Annotated in this window: 12 protein-coding genes and 1 tRNA gene; 4 read left to right on the top strand and 9 right to left on the bottom strand. The window is 49.0% G+C overall.

The window, feature by feature from the left end; genetic code table 11:
- The first annotated feature begins 446 nt into the window (after positions 1-446).
- The 3 genes from BRW63_RS12945 (at position 447) to BRW63_RS12935 (ending at position 5660) form a co-directional block, all read left to right on the top strand.
- Entirely contained in the window at positions 447-2552 is a 2106-nt protein-coding gene (locus BRW63_RS12945; protein ID WP_073071734.1) for a catalase, read from the top strand.
- A gap of 293 nt (positions 2553-2845) precedes the next feature.
- On the top strand, positions 2846-3787 hold the full coding sequence (locus BRW63_RS12940; protein ID WP_223257372.1) for a transporter substrate-binding domain-containing protein: 942 nt from the start codon (positions 2846-2848) through the stop codon (positions 3785-3787).
- A 19-nt stretch (positions 3788-3806) separates the two neighbouring features.
- A complete protein-coding gene (locus BRW63_RS12935) occupies positions 3807-5660 on the top strand; it encodes a sensor histidine kinase (RefSeq protein ID WP_073071733.1) in 1854 nt (617 codons plus the stop codon).
- A 23-nt stretch (positions 5661-5683) separates the two neighbouring features.
- Here the strand turns inward: BRW63_RS12935 and BRW63_RS12930 are convergent, their stop codons facing one another.
- The 5 genes from BRW63_RS12930 to BRW63_RS12910 all read right to left on the bottom strand — a co-directional run bounded on the left by BRW63_RS12930 (position 5684) and on the right by BRW63_RS12910 (position 17748).
- Entirely contained in the window at positions 5684-6793 is a 1110-nt protein-coding gene (locus tag BRW63_RS12930) for an alpha/beta fold hydrolase (RefSeq protein WP_073071812.1), read from the bottom strand.
- A gap of 104 nt (positions 6794-6897) precedes the next feature.
- Positions 6898-12552 (bottom strand): non-ribosomal peptide synthetase, encoded by a 5655-nt coding sequence (locus BRW63_RS12925; protein ID WP_073071731.1) that lies wholly within the window; start codon positions 12550-12552, stop codon positions 6898-6900.
- The gene (locus BRW63_RS12920) at positions 12549-15851 is read right to left on the bottom strand and encodes a non-ribosomal peptide synthetase (RefSeq protein WP_073071729.1); all 3303 of its coding nucleotides are present in this window, start codon (positions 15849-15851) and stop codon (positions 12549-12551) included. The genes BRW63_RS12925 and BRW63_RS12920 overlap by 4 nt, the downstream gene beginning before the upstream one ends.
- 177 nt (positions 15852-16028) lie before the next feature.
- Entirely contained in the window at positions 16029-17456 is a 1428-nt protein-coding gene (locus BRW63_RS12915; protein WP_073071727.1) for an FAD-dependent oxidoreductase, read from the bottom strand.
- Positions 17457-17676: 220 nt separating this feature from the next.
- A tRNA-Thr gene (locus BRW63_RS12910) sits at positions 17677-17748 on the bottom strand.
- 138 nt (positions 17749-17886) lie between these two features.
- On the opposite strand from BRW63_RS12910, the gene BRW63_RS12905 reads away from it, so the two are divergent.
- Positions 17887-18165, top strand: a complete 279-nt coding sequence (locus tag BRW63_RS12905; RefSeq protein WP_073071725.1) for a DUF3493 domain-containing protein — start codon at positions 17887-17889, stop codon at positions 18163-18165.
- A gap of 51 nt (positions 18166-18216) precedes the next feature.
- Here BRW63_RS12905 and BRW63_RS12900 read toward each other — a convergent pair whose 3' ends face one another.
- The 4 genes from BRW63_RS12900 to BRW63_RS12885 form a co-directional block, all read right to left on the bottom strand.
- On the bottom strand, positions 18217-19200 hold the full coding sequence (locus BRW63_RS12900; RefSeq protein WP_073071724.1) for an alpha-ketoacid dehydrogenase subunit beta: 984 nt from the start codon (positions 19198-19200) through the stop codon (positions 18217-18219).
- Positions 19201-19306: 106 nt separating this feature from the next.
- Positions 19307-20749: a phosphoglucosamine mutase gene (glmM, locus tag BRW63_RS12895; protein WP_073071722.1), complete on the bottom strand. Its 1443-nt coding sequence runs from the start codon at positions 20747-20749 to the stop codon at positions 19307-19309.
- Between the two features lie 63 nt (positions 20750-20812).
- Entirely contained in the window at positions 20813-21121 is a 309-nt protein-coding gene (locus tag BRW63_RS12890; RefSeq protein WP_073071720.1) for a DUF7734 family protein, read from the bottom strand.
- 13 nt (positions 21122-21134) lie between these two features.
- On the bottom strand, positions 21135-21740 hold the full coding sequence (locus BRW63_RS12885) for a DUF3177 family protein (protein ID WP_073071718.1): 606 nt from the start codon (positions 21738-21740) through the stop codon (positions 21135-21137).
- Positions 21741-21894: the final 154 nt, after the last annotated feature.

Raw genomic sequence — 21894 nt, 5'->3', positions numbered from 1 at the left:
TGCAGTCGCGTGCACAGAATCAGAGGATTTCTCAGAGTAGCGATCGAGTTACTCTGTCGCTCACTTTCGCCATTGGACTGAAAAACTCAATTTTGCCCCTTCAGCAATCAAGAGTGAATCATTTTGACTAACGGGCAATGTTTAGGTTAAGTGATGAAAATTCAACCTTTTGGATGGACTCTTATACTGCTGAATTAATAGCAGCTCTACCTGAAGGCGGAAGCAGCGTTAGTTGTCTTTTCATATACTTCTGTAGCTTACTTTAGAGCCTGATCTGGTTTAGGAGAATCAAGAAATCTACCGACAGGGAATAAATTCGCTGGGGGTTTGATCAGTCGAGTCAGGAAGCTGAAACTGCTCGATCGCTCCCAATCAACGATTATCAGATTTATTTAGGTACAGACTGTGGAATTTCTGATCTTTGCAACCGTAGGAGTCACGAAGTAATGACTGAGCAATCTCAGCCCAAAAAAACGGCAAAAACTGAATCTTTAGAGCAGTTTCAGGTTGATGCGGGTGAGCAACTCACGACTAATCAAGGAGTCGTAGTAGACAACACAGACAATTCGTTGAAAGCTGGTAATCGTGGGCCTTCCCTCAAACAAGATTTCCATTTTCAAGAAAAGCTGACGCACTTCGATCGCGAACGCATCCCCGAACGGGTGGTTCATGCTCGTGGTGCAGGCGCACATGGCTACTTCCAAGTTTATGAGTCACTGGCAGAATATACCAAAGCCCAGTTTTTACAAGATCCAGCTATTCAAACGCCTGTCTTTGCTCGCTTTTCAACAGTGGGAGGTTCGCGCGGATCAGCCGATTCTGTTCGCGATGTGCGCGGCTTCTCGGTGAAGTTCTATACTCAAGAGGGCAACTACGACTTTGTGGGAAACAATATTCCCGTCTTCTTTATTCAAGATGCCATCAAGTTTCCAGACATTGTTCATGCAATTAAGCCCGAACCTGACAACGAAATTCCGCAAGCGTCTACGGCGCATCCTAGCTTTTGGGATTTCATTTCGCTCGTGCCCGAATCTACCCATATGATCATGTGGTTGCTCAGCGATCGCACCCTACCCCGCAGCTTTAGTCGGATGCAGGGGTTTGGCGTTCATACCTATCGCTTCGTGAATGCTGAAGGCAAATCTCGCTTCGTGAAATTTCACTGGAAGCCAATTTTAGGAGTGCATTCCCTAGCCTTTGACGAAGCCCAGAAAATAGCAGGGAAAGATCCTGACTTCCAGCGCCGCGATTTGTGGGAGTCGATCGAACAAGGCGACTATCCAGAGTTTGAGTTAGGCATTCAGATCATTGAGGAAGAAGACGAACACAGCTTCGACTTTGATATTCTTGACTCGACCAAGATCATTCCTGAAGAACTCGTGCCCGTGCGTCCGATCGGTAAAATGGTGTTGAATCGCAACCCTGACAATTTCTTTGCTGAAACGGAACAAGTTGCCTTCCAGCCCTCAAACGTGGTGCCCGGAATTGATTTCAGCGACGATCCATTGTTGCAAGGTCGCCTGTTTTCCTATCACGATACTCAACTCCATCGGCTCGGCAGCCCAAACTTTGCTAGTTTGCCGATTAACCGTCCGGTTTGCCCGTTCCACAACAATCAGCAAGATGGACGGATGCAGGCGGAGGTGAAGACCAGTCGGGTAAATTACTTCCCAAACTCTTTGGGTGGAGGACAACCTGCCCCTTCTGAAACGGAAGGCTATGTTCACTACCCAGAACGAGTTGAAGGGCACAAAGTCAGGGAGCGTAGCCCCAGCTTTGGCGAACATTTCAGTCAAGCCACCTTGTTTTGGAATAGCCTATCAGCAGCCGAAAAAGAGCATTTGGTTGAAGCAGCCCATTTTGAGATCGGCAAAGTCGGAGATCAAGGCGTGCGTGAACGGATGGTCGATCGCCTAAACCATGTCGATCATGAACTGGCAAAACTAGTCGCGATCGGGGTTGGTGTCGCGGCACCGACTCAGCCCGTGACTGAAAATCATGGACAAAGTTCACCTGCTGTTAGTCAAGAACAATTGGCAGTCAAAACGGCAAAAGGTCGCAAGGTGGCAATCTTGGCGGCGGATGGTGTAGACGCTGAACAAGTCACCGCCATTAAACAAGCGCTGACAGAAGCGGGGGCACAAGCGCAGATCGTGGCGAAATTTATGGGCACGATCAAAGACGCAAAAGGTAAAGAGTTGAAGGTCGATAAAACTTTCTTGACCAGTGCCTCAGTCATGTTTGATGCGATTTATGTTCCTGGCGGCGCTCAGAGTATTGCAACCCTTAAAGCAAACGGGGATGCCATTCACTTTATTGATGAGGCGTTTCGGCACTGCAAAGCGATCGCGGCAACAGGCGAAGGGGTCGAGTTGCTGAAAGAGTCTAGCATTCAAGGCATCACGCTTTCAGATCGTTCTCCCCAGAATGATCAGGGAGTGATTAGTGCCAAAATACCTTCTGACTTGAGTAAAGTTGCGAAGTCGTTTGTGGAAGCGATCGCCCAACATCGTTTCTGGACTCGCACTAGCAAACAGAAAGTGCCCGCCTAAAGAAGCGCAGGGACTAGAACCTGATTGACTAACAAAACTCTCAAGGGTCAACAGCTAAGTGACCTTTGAGAGTTTTAATCTGTAAAGGCATTTTTAACGTCAGTTCGATGAGCCTTTTCGCTTCGTCAAGAGCGGCTTCTGCCCCCTAAATCCCCCAATTTGGGGGACTTTGAACCGGAGATTTTGGCTTGAAGTCCCCCAGAATGGGGGATTTAGGGGGCTGCCCGAATTAACAATCGTAGTGAACCACTTCTGTCGAACTGAGGTATTTTTACTATTCTTGTTCTCTAGAGATGAGGAAATCGCTAACGATCGGGGCACCTTCTAGAGAGAGTTTCCGATTTGCAAAAGCGATGTCCATTTACAGACGTTTTTTTCTTCAGGCTGGAGCGAGTCTGCTACTCACTTCGCTGGTTCATGGTTGTACGAACCCATCCCAAAGTCGCTCATCGCTGAGTGTCAGCAACGACCTGCTGAATCAGATTAAAAAACGTGGATATTTAGTGGTTGCCACTGAGGATGATTATCCACCCTTCGAGTTTTTGGTGAATGGCAAGCCAACAGGCTTTGACCATGAACTGTTAGATCGCCTGAGAAAAGTAGTTCCTTTCGAGATTCGGCAAGAGATTTTGCCCTGGCAGGGCATTCTTCCCGGCGTTGCAGAAGGGAAATATGATGTGGCGCTGACCGCAGTTGGCATCACCGATGAACGGGCTAAACTGCTCGACTTTACAGGGCCGATCGCCGAATCTACGATCGCCTACATCAAACGCAAAGACGATACCTCGATCAAAACTCTCAGCGACCTCTCAGGCAAAGTTTTGGGTATCCAACAGGGTGGAGTTTCTTTTGCTGCTATTCCTGATCTAGAAGCCAAACTCAAGCAACAAGGCGGCGCGATCGGGCAGGTCAAGCAATATCGCGGCTTTGCAGAAGCCTATCAAGACTTACTGAATGGGCGACTGGATGCTGTGCTACACAACATTGTTTCGCTTTCAGTATTGGTGAATGAAAAGCCCGCCATCTTTGAGCTAGGCAAACGGGTGAGCCGCAAATCTTACGCAGGGTGGGCAGTCAAAAAAGGCAATCAAGCCCTACTCGATTTGCTCAACCACTTCCTCACTAGCCTGCGAGAACAGGGTGAGTTGAAGCCCCTTCAAGAAAAATGGCTCAAGATTTCCTTTGAGAACTTACCGACTCAACCCCTTTTACCAGGAGAGCGCCCGATTCAATAGGCGGTCAGCGGAATCATTTATGCAATTGCTTAAGAAAGTTTCTAAATCTCAGCGTAATTTTTTGATGCGACTCTTAATCGGCGGCACTACGCTGATCGTGAGTTTGGGCGCATATTATAGCTATCAGGTTGTTCGCAATGCGATGTTGGAGAGCTTAAAGAAAAATGCTTTCTTAGAAGTGCAACAAGGCGGAGATGACATCGAACACTGGCTTGCAGCTCTTAAGGTGTATGTTGAGACTTTGGCGAACACTGCCACTGTGAAGTCGATGAACTGGGCGATCGCCGAACCTTACCTCAAAACAGAGGTGTTGCGCTTTAATGATGTCTATGCGCTCGCGATCGCCCAGTCCGATGGATGGCGTAATGTCATCGGAGGCAGTCCCGCAAATATCAGCGATCGCCCGTACTTTCAAAAGGCACTGGCAGGACACACCAACGTTAGCGATCCCCTGATCAGTCGGGCTACCAAAATTCCCACTATTGTCATTGCTGCTCCGATTCGGCAGACCTTTGACACGACCAGTTCTCCGATTGGAGAAATTCACACCTTAGTGCGCCTCGATCGCATCGCGCAAGTGGTGAACAGCATCAAGTATGGTGACAATAGCTATGCGTTTGCGATTAATTCGACGGGGGAAGCGATCGCCCATCCCAATCCAGCGATGTTGTTGGCATTGAGAAACTCAGCTCCCAAAATGGTTGAGTCGAGCGATCGCAATCTGGCGGCGATCGCCCAACGAATGATCAATCGGCAACAGGGAATTGAGTTATTGTTCCTGGATGGCACCTGGAAATATGTGGCTTACCTGCCGCTTACAGAAGCCGATTGGTCAGTGGCGCTGGTGATTCCTCGCGAAAATCTTGAATCACCATTACAGGCACTTGATCTGATTGCCGTTGCGATCGCCGGACTCGCAGCAGCCATGATTGCGGTGCTTTGGCAGGTGCAGGCAATTGAACAAGGACAGCTTAAAAAATCGAATGAACTTTTAGAACAGCGAGTCTCAGAGCGCACTGCCAAGCTATCGACGACATTAGATCAACTGCAACAGTCACAGCTTCGACTGATTCAAAGTGAAAAAATGTCTGCTCTAGGAAGTCTAGTAGCTGGGGTTGCCCATGAGATTAACAATCCCGTGAACTTCATCTTCGGCAATATTACCCATGCCCATGAATACACACAGGATTTACTCAAACTCCTTCAGCTTTACCAAAAACATTCTCTCAATCCACACTCTGAAATCAGGGAACAGGCAGCCGCGATCGATATGGAATTTTTGACAGAAGACTTACCCAAGGTTTTTGATTCAATGCGAATGGGTGTCGATCGCATTCGTGAGATTGTCCTGTCTCTGCGAAATTTCTCGCGCCTCGACCAGGCAGAGGTTAAACCTGTTGATATTCACGAAGGCATCAACAGTACCTTATTAATTCTGCAACATCGCTTTAAAGCCACTGCTCATACCGAGGTGCAAAGCATCAAAAAATACGGCGATCTGCCTTTGGTGGAGTGCTACCCAGGACAACTTAATCAAGTGTTCATGAATATCTTGAGCAATGCTCTGGATGCTCTGGAAGATCAAAGCGATGCTGCCATTCAAATCACGACCCAGCAATCCAATGCTGACCATGTGAGGATCTGCATCACCGACAATGGGATGGGCATGTCACAGGAAGTGCAGCAGCGCATTTTTGACCCATTCTTCACCACAAAGCCTGTGGGTAAAGGCACCGGGATGGGGATGTCGATTAGTTATCAGATTGTGGTTGAGAAGCATCAAGGACTGATCTGGTGCGACTCGACGATCGGGCGAGGAACCACTTTTTGGGTTGAGATTCCGGTGAAGCGAGACAGCGAGACGGCGAGATAAGATGGAGTAAAGCCCCAAATCACTCACCTTCTTAAACTCAAGCAGGAATGACTAAATGTCCGAACGACTTCTGCAAATTGTTGATTGCGCTCCATCAGTGCCATGTGCCCCCCTGGAGACAATATACTTAGTTCTGCTTGAGGCACTTCCTGGCTCATGCGTTCGCTAGCGAAGGGTCGTGTAGCAATATCAGATTTGCCCACCACAACCAGCGTGGGAACGGAGATTTTAGGCAACGTTGCTGTTTCGTCGAACTTGAACATCGCCAGAACTCCTTGTACCAGAACTCCTGGTGATGCCTTGATGCCAACCAAACTAGAGAAATTGAGTTGTCCCCGTGTTTCTCTGCCCGTGAATCCAGAAATTTCAGTCGTTAACAGCGTTGAACCGTTCAAGTAGCTGAGCCAACTTGCGAACCACAGCAGGGGAGAAAGGACGATCGCCAGGTGAAGCAACGGTTCCAGCAAGGGTTTCTGCAATGTCGGCAGCAGCTTACTGAGAATGGCGGTTTTGAGCGGATTCGTATACGTACCGTCTACGAGGATTAAACCCGCTACTCGTTGCCCTAGATGTTCTGGAAACAAGCGGCAGAAGGTCAGCAAAATCATAGCTCCCATGCTGTGCCCCACCAAAACGACAGGTTGGTCTCCTGCCAATGTGATTACTGCTTCCAAGTCACGGGCATATTTCTCCAAGGAATAATCGCGATTATTCGGCTTTTTAGATTTTCCTAAACCGGGTAGATCCCAGACAATCACGCGAAACTGATCGGTGAGTTGCTTCTTAGCGTAATACCAGGCAGTGCTATCGGGGCCCCAACCGTGAGTGAGGATCAGGGTTGGAGCGAGATCAGATCCATAAAATTCGACTTGGATTTCGCTGCCATCTGGTCGGGTCAAGCGATGAACTCGGCTACTACGATGCGGTTTAGGTTCATCCTGACCAGGGCGACGGAGCAACAAGATGGGTAGAAAACCCAAAAATGACCACAACAGCAGCCCCACCCCCAGAAATAACCAGCGATCGCTAACCAGCTCACCCTCATACCACTGATAGAGAATGTAAGCTCCACCTCCAAGAATGGGAATTACCAGCAGATTCGACAGTAGCCGCAACAAAAAATCGAGGGGCATAAACATAATGGGATTAAACCTTCTGGAGTAGAGAATTAAACTGAGTTGAGATTACGAGAAAGATCGAAACGGGTGTAACCCTCTAAGGTTAGAACGAGACTTCTCTACAAGAGATAGGGTCTGAGTTGCTGAGCTAGGGTTTGAACATGGGGCTGTTTCAGCAAAGATAGATGATTGCCTGGCACCTGATGTAATTGAATATCACTCGCCAGTGTACTCCAACCTAAAGTTGGATCTGGTTCAATGGCATCCGATTGTTCAGCCGCTCTAAACAAAGTGATGCGGTTGGGGTATGGCTGCGGCACATATCGGGACGCTGCTTGAGCGTTAGCATAGACAATTCGCAGCATGGGAGCGATCGCAGATTCATCTAAAAGCCGCAATCGGGACTCTTCAGGAATGAGGTGGGCGATCGCAGACCATTGCCAACGAGAAACCCAGGCTTTCCAAGGTTGCAAGGGCTGAAATAAGTTTGTGACGATCGCACCATAGTCCAGCAGAAAGGGCAGAGTAGACCAGAGAGCAGTTCCCAACAGAAACTTGAGGCTTTGATAGAAAGACGGTTTGTTGGAGGGTGCAGGAGTATCGAGAATTGCCAGAAGCCCAATCTGTTGCCCTGCTTGGGTCAGTTGTTGCGCCATCTCAAAGGCAACTAGCCCACCAAATGACCATCCTCCCAGAAAATAAGGGCCTTGGGGTTGGAGGGTTTGAATTGCCCGAATGTAGTAGGCTGCGATCGCTTCAATCTGGGTTAAGGGCGGATGTTGTCCGTCTAGTCCCAAGGGCTGAAGCCCATAGAAGCTGCGATCGCTGCCCAGATAATGCGCCAGTTCAAGGTAGGGAAACACCACGCCAAACATGGGATGCACACAGAAGAAGGGTTGCTTATTGTTACCCAGGGTTAAGGGAACTAGAGGCGATCTAGACTCTGTGACAGATTGATCAGGGACTACATCATTGTTGGGTAGTGGAGATGCTTCGTGCAGGTCTGGAAGGATTTGAGAATTGCCGTTGGGCAACGTCGAGCGCTTGTGACGGTAAGCAGAACGATCCAGCCGAACAAGTGGGGGAACCTGCATGATTGAAGTAGTATCACGCAAGGTTTCAAGAATGGGGGCAAGTTGGGCGATCGTGGGAGCCTCAAACACGCTCTTCAAAGGCAACTCCAGCCCAAAGACATCGCGGACACGAGAGGTTATTTGCGTTGCTAACAGGGAATGTCCACCCAACTCAAAAAAGTTATCGTGAATATTCACTTGTTTGAGTCGCAAGAGTTCTCTCCAAATATCAATCAGGGTTGATTCTGTTTGCGTTAATGGCGTGGTTGCTGCGGAATTGCGGGCGCTAATTGTTGTGCCTGATGAGTGGATTGAATCTTCACTGATTGGGAGGGCGCGGCGATCTACTTTGCCATTGGCACTGAGAGGAAGCGTTTCCAGCGGCACAAAGGTAGACGGCACCATGTAATCAGGTAGGATCTGTTTTAGAGCTTGACGGAGTTCAGGAATGAGTTGACGAGCAAATTGAGACTGGAGCGGATTGTTTGTGTAATGATGCCAAGATTGGTCAATTTGCTGAGGAATATAGGAACTAACTGTTGCATCAACGCCGTGCCGAATCAACAACACATCATAGTCACCTGTGTGAGAATGAGTTGACCAGGTAATCTCTACGTCGTAAGGCAGCACCGCTTCTAAATCCCACCAATCTTGAGGATTGAGCGCCATTTCAGCAGAATCCTGCAATATGTCTCGCATCCGCCCAACTGTTTTTGGAGCTTCTTTGTTTCGTAGCCAGTTTACGGTTTTGACAGCAGCATTTACCCGACTGTTCACTACGTTAGTAATCCTTAATATCTCTGGCTCAGTCTCGATTAGAGCCTTTTGCACCGCCTCGATCGTGATGGGATTAAGTCTCCAGTTATATTGTTGAATTGAATCAAATGAGCGCAACAAAGATTGACTAGCATCCGCAAATTTATCTTCTACATGCAGCAAAACGTTATAGCGAAACTGCGTCATCTCATTCTGACTGCAACCCCGCGAGAGACGGATTTGCACCTGTCGAATCTGAGGAAATTTAGTTCGCAATGCATAAAAGAATATGGGATCGATCGCTAGTTCAGGTTCCTCAAATTGCGATCGATTTACTTGTTGCTGAAGTTGAGGGCGTTCCATGTCTGCATCTGCCTGACAAAACTGCACCCAAGTATGAAAAGCCATCAATAAAGGCAGGCTTCGCACATCGCCCAGAAACAGAACACCACCCGGAGCCACTGCCTGAATTGCTCTCTCCAGCACCTGCATTAAGTAATCTACACTCGGAAAATACTGCACGATCGAGTTCAAAACCACAACATCAAACGATGTACTATCAATGCCTTCAAAATCGGTTGCCATTCGGCGCAGTAGTTCAACTTGAGGTAGATTGAGAGGATCTAATTGACTCTGAATCGATTCTAAAGAAGCTGTTGAGAAGTCTGTCCCCAAATACTTCTGACAGTGGGTCGCAATTTGAAAGAGTAACAACCCAGTGCCACAGCCAATTTCCAGCACGCGTTTAGGTTTAAGGGCAAGAATTTGCTGGACGCGATCGCTCACCCACGCTTGCATTTGCTCCAGGGGAATGGGTTCTCCAGTATAGCTACTGTTCCAACCGATGATATTGAATTGGGGAGTCGGAAGCGGGGACTGATAGGTTTGGTTGTAAAGAGTTTGCCAGTGTTGAAGTTGTTGGGTTTGCAGCGATTGTAGAACAGTTTGCTGAAAATGCTGGCGATCGAGGCTGAAGTAAGCGATCAGACGCATCTCGCTAGATGTCTCTCCTGAAGTGATCACAACCGCATCTCGGATTGCTGAATGACGTTCTAATGTCGCTTCGATTTCGCCCAATTCTACCCGGAAACCCCGGATTTTAATTTGGTGATCGACTCGACCCAGAAACTCAATTGTGCCATCGGTGCAGTAGCAGGCGCGATCGCCAGTCTTGTAAAGGCGAGTTGTTTTTAGAGTTTGAGTTTTAGAGTTCGGCAATCCTAGATCAATAAATCTCTCGGCCGTCAACTCTGGACGATTGAGATAGCCCCGAGCTAGTCCTTGTCCGCCGATATATAACTCGCCTGGGATGCCTACGGGAACAAGATTCAAGTTAGCATCTAGAATATACACCTGAGTATTCAGGATAGGACGACCGATCTTCAGTGGATTGTTACCGGGATAGAGTTCGGCAACGGTTGCCCAGATGGTAGTTTCTGTGGGCCCATAGGCATTGAAGAAGTGCCGATTTGCTGCCCAGCGATCGACCACTTGACTAGAGCAAGCTTCTCCGCCTGTAATCAGCACTTGAAGGGCAGGTAGTTCCGCAAATGGCAGCACAGCCAACACTGCCGGAGTTAGCAGAGCATGGGTAATCGCGTTATCTTTTAGAAATTGCACCAGTGACATTCCTGGTAGCTGGGCGGCTTTGGGGGAAATATACAACGTACCACCGGAGCCAAATGCCAGCGCAATCTCGAAAATGGAGGCATCAAAACTCAGAGAACTGAATTGAAGAATACGACTGTTGCGGGACGAGTGAAAGACGTGCTGCTGTGCCTCAACAATGTTACACAAACCGCGATGCGACAGAAGAACTCCTTTAGGTGTACCTGTGGAGCCAGAGGTATAGATGACATAGGCAAGATGCTCAGGAGTTAAGGGAACTACCTCACAAGGTTCCAGGTTCAGCGGTAATGGTTGATCTAGACAAAGTATCTTCGCTTGCGATACTGGCAAGGATTCAACTAACCAAGATTGCGTTAGCAGAATTGAAACCTGCGTGTCGGTCAACATGAAGTGCAGTCGATCGCTCGGATAATTGGGGTCGAGTGGCACATAGGCTCCCCCGGCTTTGAGAATTCCCAGAATCCCGATCACTATGTCGGCACGATCGACACACAGCCCCACCAGATCATCGGCTCGGACTCCCATCTGTCTCAATGTTTGCGCCAGACGATCGGCTTGCTGGTTGAGTTCTCTATAGGTGAGCGATCCCTGTTCTGACACAATTGCGATCGCCTCTGGAGTATCATGCACCTGTGCTTCAAAGATTTGGTGGAAACAATGATTGTTCGTGCATTCTGTGTCGATCGGGTTCCATTCGGCAAAAATCTGCTGCTGTTCTGCGGCTGTGAGCAGAGGCAGGTTTGACAGTCGAGTATCGGGATTAGTAACAATGCCTTCTAGTAAGGTCTGGAAATGTCCGACTAGGCGCTTGATTCTGTCGCGATCGAACAAATCTGTACTATAGGAAATAAAGCCACTCAACCCTTCCTGAGATGTCCATAAACTCCGCAGTCCGTGCGCTGGTTCCCACAGGTGAACCTCCAGATCAAACCGAGTGCTGCCTGATTCTAAGGGTGCAGGTTCTAGCATCAATCCCGGCAGTTTTAATGGCTGCATGGGGGCATTTTGTAGGGCAAAGGCAACTTGAAACAGGGGATTACGATTGAGATCCCGCTCTGGGTCTAATTCTTCTACCAACTTCTCAAACGGTAAGTCCTGATGCCTATATGCTTCCAAGGCAACATCTCGAACACGCTCCAGCAATTCGCGAAAGGTAGGATGATCAGAGAGATTCGATCGCATTACCAAACTGTTCACAAAAAAGCCGATCAGCCCTTCCAACTCACTTCGATGACGATTAGCGATGGGAGAACCGATCGCAATATCCTCCTGTCCCGTATAGCGATAAAGCAACGTTTGAAAGGCAGCAATTAGGGTCATAAATAACGATGCTCCTGTTTGCTGGCTCAAGACTTCTAGCGCCTGCGTGAGAGTAGGCGGAATTTGTAGCAGGTAGGTTGCACCCTGATAAGTTTGAACGGCAGGACGGGGACGATCGCTGGGCAGACATAGCACGGACAAATCTCGTAATTGCTCTCGCCAGTAAGCTAGTTGTTCCTCTAAAACTTCTCCCTGTAACCAGTTACGCTGCCAGCAGGAAAAATCAGTGTATTGAATCTGTAATGGTGGCAATATGGGCGTTTGGTTTTCAACAAATGCTGTATAGCAACAAGCCAGTTCCCGGATCAGGACTCCTAATGACCAACCGTCGGCAACGATATGATGCATCGTCAGCAACAAAACCGACTCAGTTGAATCAAATTGCAGCAATGTCACTCGCAACAGCCGATCGGTTGTCAGATTAAACGGGCGTTGTGCTTCAGCGGTGGCTAACTGTTGGCTGAAGCGATCGCGATCGCTCAGTGCAACCGTTTGCAGATTCACAACCGATAATTCAACTTTGACATCGGGTTCAATGACCTGAACAGGTGACCCATCAAGAATCGTAAATGTAGCGCGAAGGGCAGCATGACGACGCACAATTTCATGGAATGATCGCTGCAATGCATTTTGATCCAGTGTTCCTGTTAAGCGAATAGCAGCAGGGACATTATAGAAAGGGTTATCGGGTGTGAGTTGATACAAAAACCACAATCGCTGTTGAGCAAAAGACAGGGGAAATACCCTGCCCGGAACAGTGGGTTGAATCATCGAATTTGGCTGAGTCGAATGCGATCGCAGATCATGCAGGTATGAAACTAGTTCAGCTTTGCGATCGGCTAATTCTTGGCGCAATTCGGTGGTCAGTGTTCCTTCTGGAGCAGTACAGCGCAAACGAATCTCATTTAGGGACGCATCTCGATCGCCTTCAACAAATACTTGCACATCCAGGCTTTTTAGATAGGAAACGAATTCAACGATTGTACTGTTCGTCATAGTTCTACTTCCTCACGTCGTTGCAATCCTGATGCTTTGCCGTTATTAACTGTAATGCTATCTGTCTGAGTTGCCCATCTCAACGCTTCAATCTTTTGTGCTAGTTCTGCGATCGTAGGAGTTTCAAATACGCTTCGGAGTGGCAATTCTATCTGAAACCGATCGCGAATGCGCGAGACAAGCTGAGTTGCCAGCAGGGAATGTCCGCCCAGTTCAAAGAAATTGTCGTGAATGCTCACCTGTTTCCGTCCTAATAGCTGAGTCCAAAGTTCTTCCAGAGACGCTTCCAGAGAGGTTGTGGGTGCAATGGTCGGACTTATCTCCCTCGCAACGGTGAGGTTAGGAGGTGGCAGTGCCTTCTGATCTACCTTGCCATTGACAGTGAGGGGAAGCGTGTCCAACACCACGAATGCAGCAGGCAGCATGTAGGTAGGTAATTTTGTTTTGAGAAACGATCGCAGTTCACGCTCAGTTGGTATCGCTGATTTAGGGACAATATAGGCAACCAACTGACGCTCGCGTAGCGTCTCCGCAGGAGAGTCGCTTTCCATCTCACGCACAACGACTACTGCCGTTTGTACCATCGGATGTTGAGCAAAAATCGCTTCAATCTCGCCTAATTCTACCCGAAACCCTCGAATCTTGATTTGAAAATCTGTTCGTCCCAAAAACTCAAGATTACCATCGGAACGGTAAAGGGCGCGATCGCCTGTTTTATAAAGTACTGCGAACTCAGCACTAATAAACTTTTCCGCTGTCAATTTTGGACAATTCAAATACCCCCGTGCTAGTCCAGCGCCGCCCAAATAAATTTCACCATTAACGCCCGGTGGAACCGGATTCATATTTGCATCCAACAAGTAAACCTGAGTATTGGCGATCGCCTGACCAATGGGAATCGTCGTAGCGTTCTCTGGAACGTCCTGTACTTCATGCCAGGTGGAAAATGTCGTATTTTCGGTGGGCCCATATACATGAATTAGATGCTGGGGTTTGCCCTGTTGCAGCACAGAGCGTACCCGATCGACACTCACCCTCTCACCGCCAAACAGCAGATATTTGAGCGATCGAAAGGCATCGGGAATTTGACTAACTGTTTGGTTGAATAATGCCGTTGTCAAGAACAAGATACTAATTTGCTGCTGCTGCAATTCAGTAACAAAACCAAGGGGCGAAAGCGTTATTTCCCGCTCAACTCCAATGAGTTGAGCACCATTTAGTAATGCGCCCCACACTTCAAAGGTTGCTGCATCAAAGGCGAGGTTTGCCACCTGTGCAACACGATCGCCCGGTTCTATGTGAACATAGTTAGTCTCGCATACTAAGCGATTCACAGCCCGATGCGGCACCGAGACTCCTTTGGGTGTTCCGGTTGAACCAGAGGTATAAATCACATAGGCAAGCTGCTCTGCTGTACAAGGCGTAGACAGATTCTCATCCGACTCCTGGGCGATCTTGTCCCATTCCTGTTCCAGACAAATGACCGTCGTTTTGTTGGTTTGAAGTGAATCTGCCCAGTCTTTCTGGGTCAATACCACCGCGATTTCGGCATCCTTCAACACAAAGTGTAGTCGCTCCATTGGATAACTAGGATCAAGAGGAACGTAAGCGCCACCCGCTTTTAGCACCGCCAGCATTGCCGCGATCGCCTCAACTCCGCGCTCTAGACAAATTCCAACAGGCATTTCAGCCCTAATCCCTAGCCTCTGCAAATACCGCGCCAGTTGATTGCTGCCCTGATTTAACGCCTGATAGGTGAATTGTTGACTACCAAATTTGACCGCGATCGCCGTAGGTCTTTGACTGACCTGCGATTCAAATTGTTGATGAATACAAGTATTTATAGGATAGCTGGATGGGCTTCTATGCCAATGCTGTAACAACTCTCGTTGTTCTTCACTGGTTAATAAGGGTAGTGCAGAGAGATGAGTATCTGGATTCGCAACAATACCCTCTAACAGCGTCTGAAAATGATGTCGCAGAGATGCGATTGTTGCTGAATCAAACAAATCGGTGTTGTAGACTATCACACCGCGTAACCCATCAGATTGCTGCCAACCCTTACCCCACAAGTTCCTGAAGTTATCTGTGCATTTCCAGACATATAGCTCCAGGTCAAAGCGCGCAGTCTTAGTTTCAAACTGCACCGGACTCAGCACTAATCCCGGTAACACCAGTTGCTCCATCGGCGTATTTTGCAACGCAAAAACCACCTGAAATAGCGGATTTTGACCGAGGCTCCGCACAGGCTGCAACTCCTCCACCAGCTTTTCAAACGGCAAATCTTGATGAGCATACGCGGCTAGTGTGACCTCCCGCACCCGCTCTAACAACTCGCGAAAGGTGGGATCACCCGCCAGACTAGTTCGCAACACCAGGCTGTTCACCAAGAATCCAATTAACCCTTCTAGTTCGCTGCGATGACGATTGGCAATGGGAGAACCGATCGCAATATCCTCCTGTCCCGTGTAGCGATGCAGTAACGTTTGAAACGCCGCCAGAAGCGTCATAAACAGCGTCACGCCCGCCTGCTGACTTAATTCTTCTAGGGCATTCAGTAACCACTGCGGCAGTTCCAGTAATTGACTGGCACCCCGATGGCTTTGCCTCAACGAACGAGCAGCAGCACCGGGCAAATCTAGAAGAGGGACATTCTTTAACTGCTGCCTCCAGTAGCGTAACTGAGTGTTCAGCATCTCTCCCTGCAACCACTCTCGCTGCCAGTGGGCAAAATCGGCATATTGAATGGGCAATTCCGGCAATGCAGCAGGTTTATCTTCAACTAACGCCGCATACAGTTCGCCCAACTCTCGGATCAAAACACCGCTTGACCACTCATCAAAAATAATGTGATGCAATGCGAGCAGCAGCAGATGTTCGGTGTCATGCAATCGCCATAGCTGTACTCGCAACAAGGGTTCTTTGACTAGGTGAAAAGGCTGCTGGATTTTCTGCCAGATCTGACTCAGTGCAGCGTCTTCGCGAGTGCTAGTGGGTAATGCCCGTAAATCAGTCAACCTTAGCGGCACTGGGAACTCATGAGCAACCACCTGAACTAATTGCCCATCTACCACATCAAACGTGGTTCGGAGGCTTTCGTGGCGATGAACGATCGCTTGAAGACTCTGATGAAATTTCGATCGCTGTAGCGAACCTGTGAGCTGAAATACAAGTGGAATAACGTATAGAGAGTCTCCAGGAAGCAGTTGTTCGATAAACCACAAGCGCTGTTGAGCAAACGAGGCTGGAAAGATAAAGACATCTTCCTCAACACGCTCCTGATCCAGTTTGTCTGACATCACTCACACCTAATCTATTTAACCTCACTCTGTTGTAAGGGGAAAGCTAGATTAAGGATTATGCTTTAAGATAGATTTTAAACGGAGTATAGGTGCGCTAATGTTTTTATGAGGTGTGAGTATCCCATTATGATGCCCAAGGATGAAAACTGAAGATGACTGGACTCGCGGATTGAGTTAGTCTAATCCAATCCTTAACCTTCTCAAACGCTTGTTGAATCGATGCCACACTACCTGACTCAAAATGTAGGGTTGAAACAACGCGATCGAGGGCTTAAGCAGGTGCAGCACTTCCATAAAAGTACGATAGACCCTGGCTTGATCGACCATTAATTCCATCAGTTGGTCCCAATACCAACTCACAAATCGAGTAGCCGCGCTAATCGGTTTGCCCGGCGTGTTGCGGTAACGGTAATCTACACCCGTTGCAACTAACCAAGCTTCTCGATGTGCTTTCGCCAATTGTTGTCGAAGGTGGCGGGTATGGTGGTTGAGATCGTCGATCGCATGGTGCTGGAAAAATTGATCTAAAGTCATGGCTTCAAGTGCAGCAACCGTCATAGCTTGTCCATAGGTGGGATTCAGCAAGCAAGCCGCATGACCAACCGCAATAAAATGGGCGGGTGAATCCGAGAGTTGGTCATAATGGCGCAAGCGATTTTCGTTGCCGTAATAAGCATAAATCGGCGTGAGCGGGGTAGCTTGTTCAATCACCTCTGCCAAGATTGGGGTAGGTAGACTGCGAGCAAAAGCTAAAAAGCCAGCCTCGTCGGTGGGAGGATAATCGCGATTGCCCCCAACTAAACTCACAATCCAACGAGTGTTACGGGGATCGGAGCATTGCGAAGCAGTTTCCCCTTCGGAGAAATCGCCCTCGATCGGCAAAATTGCCCCACCGCGTTGTCGCTGGGGTGGAGCGGTTGGCACAAACAACAGTTTCCAATCTACCGATAGGTCTGCTGGAGGTTGGTAGATGCGGGCAACATAGCCCACAAACGCATTGACTTCTGTTTCGGGGGGTGGATCATATCCCAATGCGCTCAACCACTGCGGCGCGTGGGACGCTTTTCCACTCGCATCCACAATCAGGTCGGCGTAGAGTTCCTCGGTTGATTGGGGAGTAGAACTCGCACGTCGGTGCAGCGATACCCCAACAATTTTCGTGTGTTCTGCATCCGTTAGCAATCCGGTAACGCTGGCTCCTTGCAGAAATTGCACGTTGGGAAATGTCGCTAATCGATGACGAATCCGCCAATCCAATAAGTCTCGGCTACAGGTAAACAGCCGCAAATCTGAGGAACACCGAGTCGTCCATCCTGCGGAGGTCAAAAATGCCATGTCTTTCATACTGTCTACCTCGATCGCACCCTCTGCAACGAGTTCTGCTCGGAGTCCTGGGAAGAACTGTTCTAAAATTTGTTGTCCCCGCAGCATGAGGCTATGCGGAAAGCGAGAGTGAGGCACACCTTTGCGAGGTGCAGGCTGATCGGGATAAATGTCACGTTCCACAATGGTGACGCGCTCGAAATGGTTTGCCAGGGATCGACCCACTAACAGTCCTGCCAAACTACCGCCAATGACTAACGCATGCTTCTTGTGTTGCATCGGGACATCCGTTTGTAAATTGCTGCGCTCCGATCGAGTAACTGGGCTTCAGATTGCAGGTGAGGACTGAAAAGCAGATTTTTTGTAAGTCTAATGACTTAACCTGACAAAAGTTTGTCAGGTACGAGGATCATCCAACAGTTTGGGACAAGATTTGGTTTCAAACAATGCCTGCGGAGTCATGACCCCATCCAATCTTGGAAACCAGCGATTTACTAAAAGCCGATGGCGAGATTTGAACTCGCGACCGCTCGATTACGAATCGAGTGCTCTACCACTGAGCCACATCGGCAGATGTACGATTAGCAAGTATAACAGGGTTTATGATTGTCGTGGGCTGATTTTTGTCGTGGACTGCTAAATTTTTCTGTCTAACCCGATCGCTGCAAACTCATGTCACGATAATTTTAGACTCAATGCACCTAAATCAATGACCGACTCAAAACCAAAGCGTCTTAGCCTCAAACAAACCGATCCCGAAAAATATGCTCACCTGAGAGCCGAAGCAAGAGCGCCCTATCGAGGGTTGAGGAAATTTGTCTATGGAGCCTTTGGCGCATCAGGGGCGATCGGGGCGGTTGTTTTCTTGGCGCAGATTTTAGCAGGTCGTGAGGTCGAGGCGGCTCTCCCAAACTTGGCGATTCAGATTGGGGTGATTGCTTTGATGATTTGGTTATTTCGCATCGATAAGGCAGGTCAAAAACCTTAAGATGCTAATGGGCACGGCAGTGCCATGCCCCTACGCCGATTTGTGTTATGGCTAAACTTTGAGGGCTGCCATTTTTCTGACCGCTTCGATGATCTGCTGAGGTTGGACGATCGTCAGATTTTCTAGCGCCCCGTTATAAGGGGTCGGAATATCTTGAGACGATAAACGCATCACTGGCGCGTCTAATTCATCAAACAGCCGATCGTTGATCGAGGCGACGATTTCGGCACCGATTCCGCCTGTTCTCATACATTCTTCGACGACCATGACGCGATGGGTTTTGCGGATTGAGGCCCCGATCGTCTCAAAGTCCAAGGGCTTGAGGGATAGCAGATCGATCACTTCTGGATCGTAGCCTTCTTTTTCTAGCGTCTTGACCGCTTGCATGACGTGGTGACGCATTCGAGAGTAGGTCAAAATCGTCACGTCTTCGCCTTTGCGAACCACTTCTGCTTTGTCGAGCGGCAATATATATTCGCCTTCTGGCAAATTTTCTTTGAGGTTATAGAGCAGAACGTGTTCAAAAAACAGCACCGGATTGTCGTCACGAATGGCGGCTTTGAGCAGTCCCTTCGCGTTGTAGGGAGTGGAACAGGCGACAATCTTCAGTCCAGGGACGGCTTGAAAGTAAGCCTCTAGACGCTGCGAGTGTTCTGCACCCAGTTGCCGACCGACTCCACCGGGGCCGCGAATCACCATCGGAATTTTGAAGTTGCCACCAGAGGTATAGCGCAACATACCTGCGTTGTTGGCAATCTGGTTAAACGCGAGTAGCAGAAAGCCCATATTCATGCCCTCAATAATGGGGCGCAAACCAGTCATCGCGGCTCCGACTGCCATACCCGTAAAGCTATTTTCGGCGATCGGAGTGTCTAGCAACCGCAGATCCCCATACTTTTTATAGAGATCTTTGGTGACTTTGTAGGAGCCGCCATAGTGCCCCACATCCTCGCCCATTACCATCACCGTGGAGTCACGCGCCATTTCTTCGTCAATGGCTTCTCGAAGGGCGTTGAAGAATAAGGTTTCAGCCATTGCTTCCTTTAATCGTTGCAGCAGACTCCTTATTTTAGAGGAGGTTGAGCGATCGCGAAAGTCCACAAAATCAGCAAGTGAAAAAAATAGCTACTTTTCAGCGATTTTATGCCAGATGCTTTTGCACGATCGCGACTAAATGCTCTGTCCAATGGTTAACTAGCTCGTCGGTTTCGGCTTCGACCATCACCCGAATCACGGGTTCTGTGCCAGAGGCCCGCACGAGAATGCGCCCACGATCGCCCATTGCTGCTTCTGCCTGCACGATCGCCGTTTGCACTGCATCACACGATTGCCAGTTGAGCCGTCGATCGCGATTCTCAACGCGGACATTCTTTAAAACTTGCGGATAAGTTTGAAAACTCTGATCCATTAAGTCTGAAAGCGTAGCGCCTGATTGTTTCACCAGTGTAGCCAAATGCAAAGCCGTCAACAAGCCGTCGCCGCTCACGCCATAGTGCGGACAGAGAATGTGTCCTGACTGTTCGCCGCCCAGTTTGGCACCGTGCCGAATCATTTCTGCCTGAACATATTGATCGCCAACCGCCGCCCGAATCAGTTGTCCTCCCTGTTTTTTCCAGGCACGCTCGAAGCCGAGATTTGACATCACCGTAGACACGATCGTATTCCCCGGCAGTTGCCCAGACTTGAGAAGATGCTGCCCCCAAAAATAAAGCAGATAATCACCATCGACGGTTCTGCCCTGACTGTCAACGGCAAGGACGCGATCGGCATCGCCATCAAAAGCAAATCCTAAATCGGCGGTGTGTTCTTTGACAGCAGCTTTGAGTAACCCCAGATGAGTTGAGCCGCAGTTAACATTGATGAGATCGCCATCGGGTCGATCGTGCAAACAAATAGTTTCTGCCCCCATCGCCTTGAAGACAGCCTCAGACAGCCGAGTCGCAGATCCCCACGCCAAATCCAACACTACTCGCATTCCTGCCAAAGGCTGATCGGTTTGAGTCGTCAAAGGAGCCTGTAATGCTTTGAGATAGTGACAGATTAGCTCCGATCGCGAGTAGTGCTGCCCCCATTTTGAAGAGGCTGAAACAACCGCTGCCCGACCCCGCAACGCCGCTTCGATTTGCTGCTGTAGCTTGGTTGCGAGTTTCGTCCCGTCGGGGTTAAAAAACTTGATGCCATTATCTTCGGGTGGATTGTGACTGGCAGAAATCATCACACCTCCGATCGCGCCGCAGTGACTCGTCAAAAAAGCCACAACCGGAGTCGGACACAAGCCCAGATCCCACACGTCTACCCCTGCCGCCGTTAACCCCGCCGATAGCGCCATCGCTAACATATTGCTAGAGTTGCGAGAATCTTGACCCAAAATCACAGGCGCGATCTCAGCCGCCGTTGCTTTCAAGACTTGCCCTGCCCAATAGCCAATTTGCATCGCTAAAGGAGCCGTCAATAAATCGCCTGCGTGACCCCGAATTCCATCGGTGCCAAACAGCGCGGTATCAGGAAGCGCGATCGCCCCCCAACTTGAGACACCAGAATCTAACAGACTGGGTGATTGAGTCCTTGTGGGCGATGAAACCATAGCTGAATTTTACTCCTCACGTTCTTATCTGTGGAGAATACCACTTCTCTCATAAAAGTGACTCTACAGCCCCAGCGACGACAACAAAGACTGAAATTCTCCCCAAGCCATTCCTTTTTGAAGGTAGCGGGGATCGTTGGGATTATAAGGGCTTTGTAAGCGATCGATCGACAAGATCTCTGCCCGATCGGGCACTACAGGCACATCGGGGTCAAACGCAGTCGGGTTCATCAACGAGCTAGAAAACCCCTTGAAAACCGCAATCTCATCAGGTTGTCCGTCTACTTCTATTGACACCAGCAAAACTTCGTCAGGACGCTTGAGCGTATATTGCTCTAGCCGTCGCCCTAGAGGAGGTGGGTAATCACTCATGGGTCATGTCAAATTAGTAGTTTCCCATCGCCGATCGCTTGCGCTTGCCGACTTTAAAGAACACAAAATAGCCGAAATAGAGCGTGTAAGCAATCAGTCCGCCGATTCCTAAAAAGCCTAAAAACCAGGGTTGGGTTGAGCCATGAAAATATTCTCGATATAACCAGGCTGGCTCTAACCAAGCGCGGCAAACCGCATCGCTTTGCATCTGAACGCTCGTTTGCAGCGCACAGCCCAAGGTCGGCAATTGTGCCAAAGCGCCTAGCACACAATAGACTGAAACTGCCCAACGCCAAGAAGTCATCGTCAATTTCAGCGGACTTGAGCGCTGTTCACGAATTTCTTCATTCAGATCAGCCCAATACCATAGGGAAATGGGCACTAGAATGCGAGCGAGCCAACCTGTAAAGAAGGCGATCGGCAAGGCTCCAATCAATAGATAGACGGTAATTGCCAGTAGGCTAGCGACGCGCCAGTAAATGGTCAGCAGTCGCTGCATCGCTTCTGCCTTTTGCACAAATGCCCAGATCAAAATTGCCAGGGGCGCGATCACCGTAAAGAGGATCGCTAATCGATAATCTGTCCAGACGAGCGGAGCAAACCAGGGAGCATCTTGCATGATAAAAGTTAGTGCGCGGTTTATTCAAAGCACGTCAGTTCGACAGAAGTGGTTCGCTTCGATTGTGAATTTGGAAAGCCCCCTAAATCCCCCATTCTGGGGGACTTTGAACCGAAATTCTGGCTTTTGCCCCCCAAATTGGGGGATTTAGGGG

The organism is Phormidesmis priestleyi ULC007, assembly GCF_001895925.1.
In the GTDB taxonomy this organism is placed as follows: domain Bacteria; phylum Cyanobacteriota; class Cyanobacteriia; order Leptolyngbyales; family Leptolyngbyaceae; genus Phormidesmis_A; species Phormidesmis_A priestleyi_A.
Note: the sequence above shows the minus strand (reverse complement) of the source record. Positions and strands in the feature narration are given on the sequence as shown.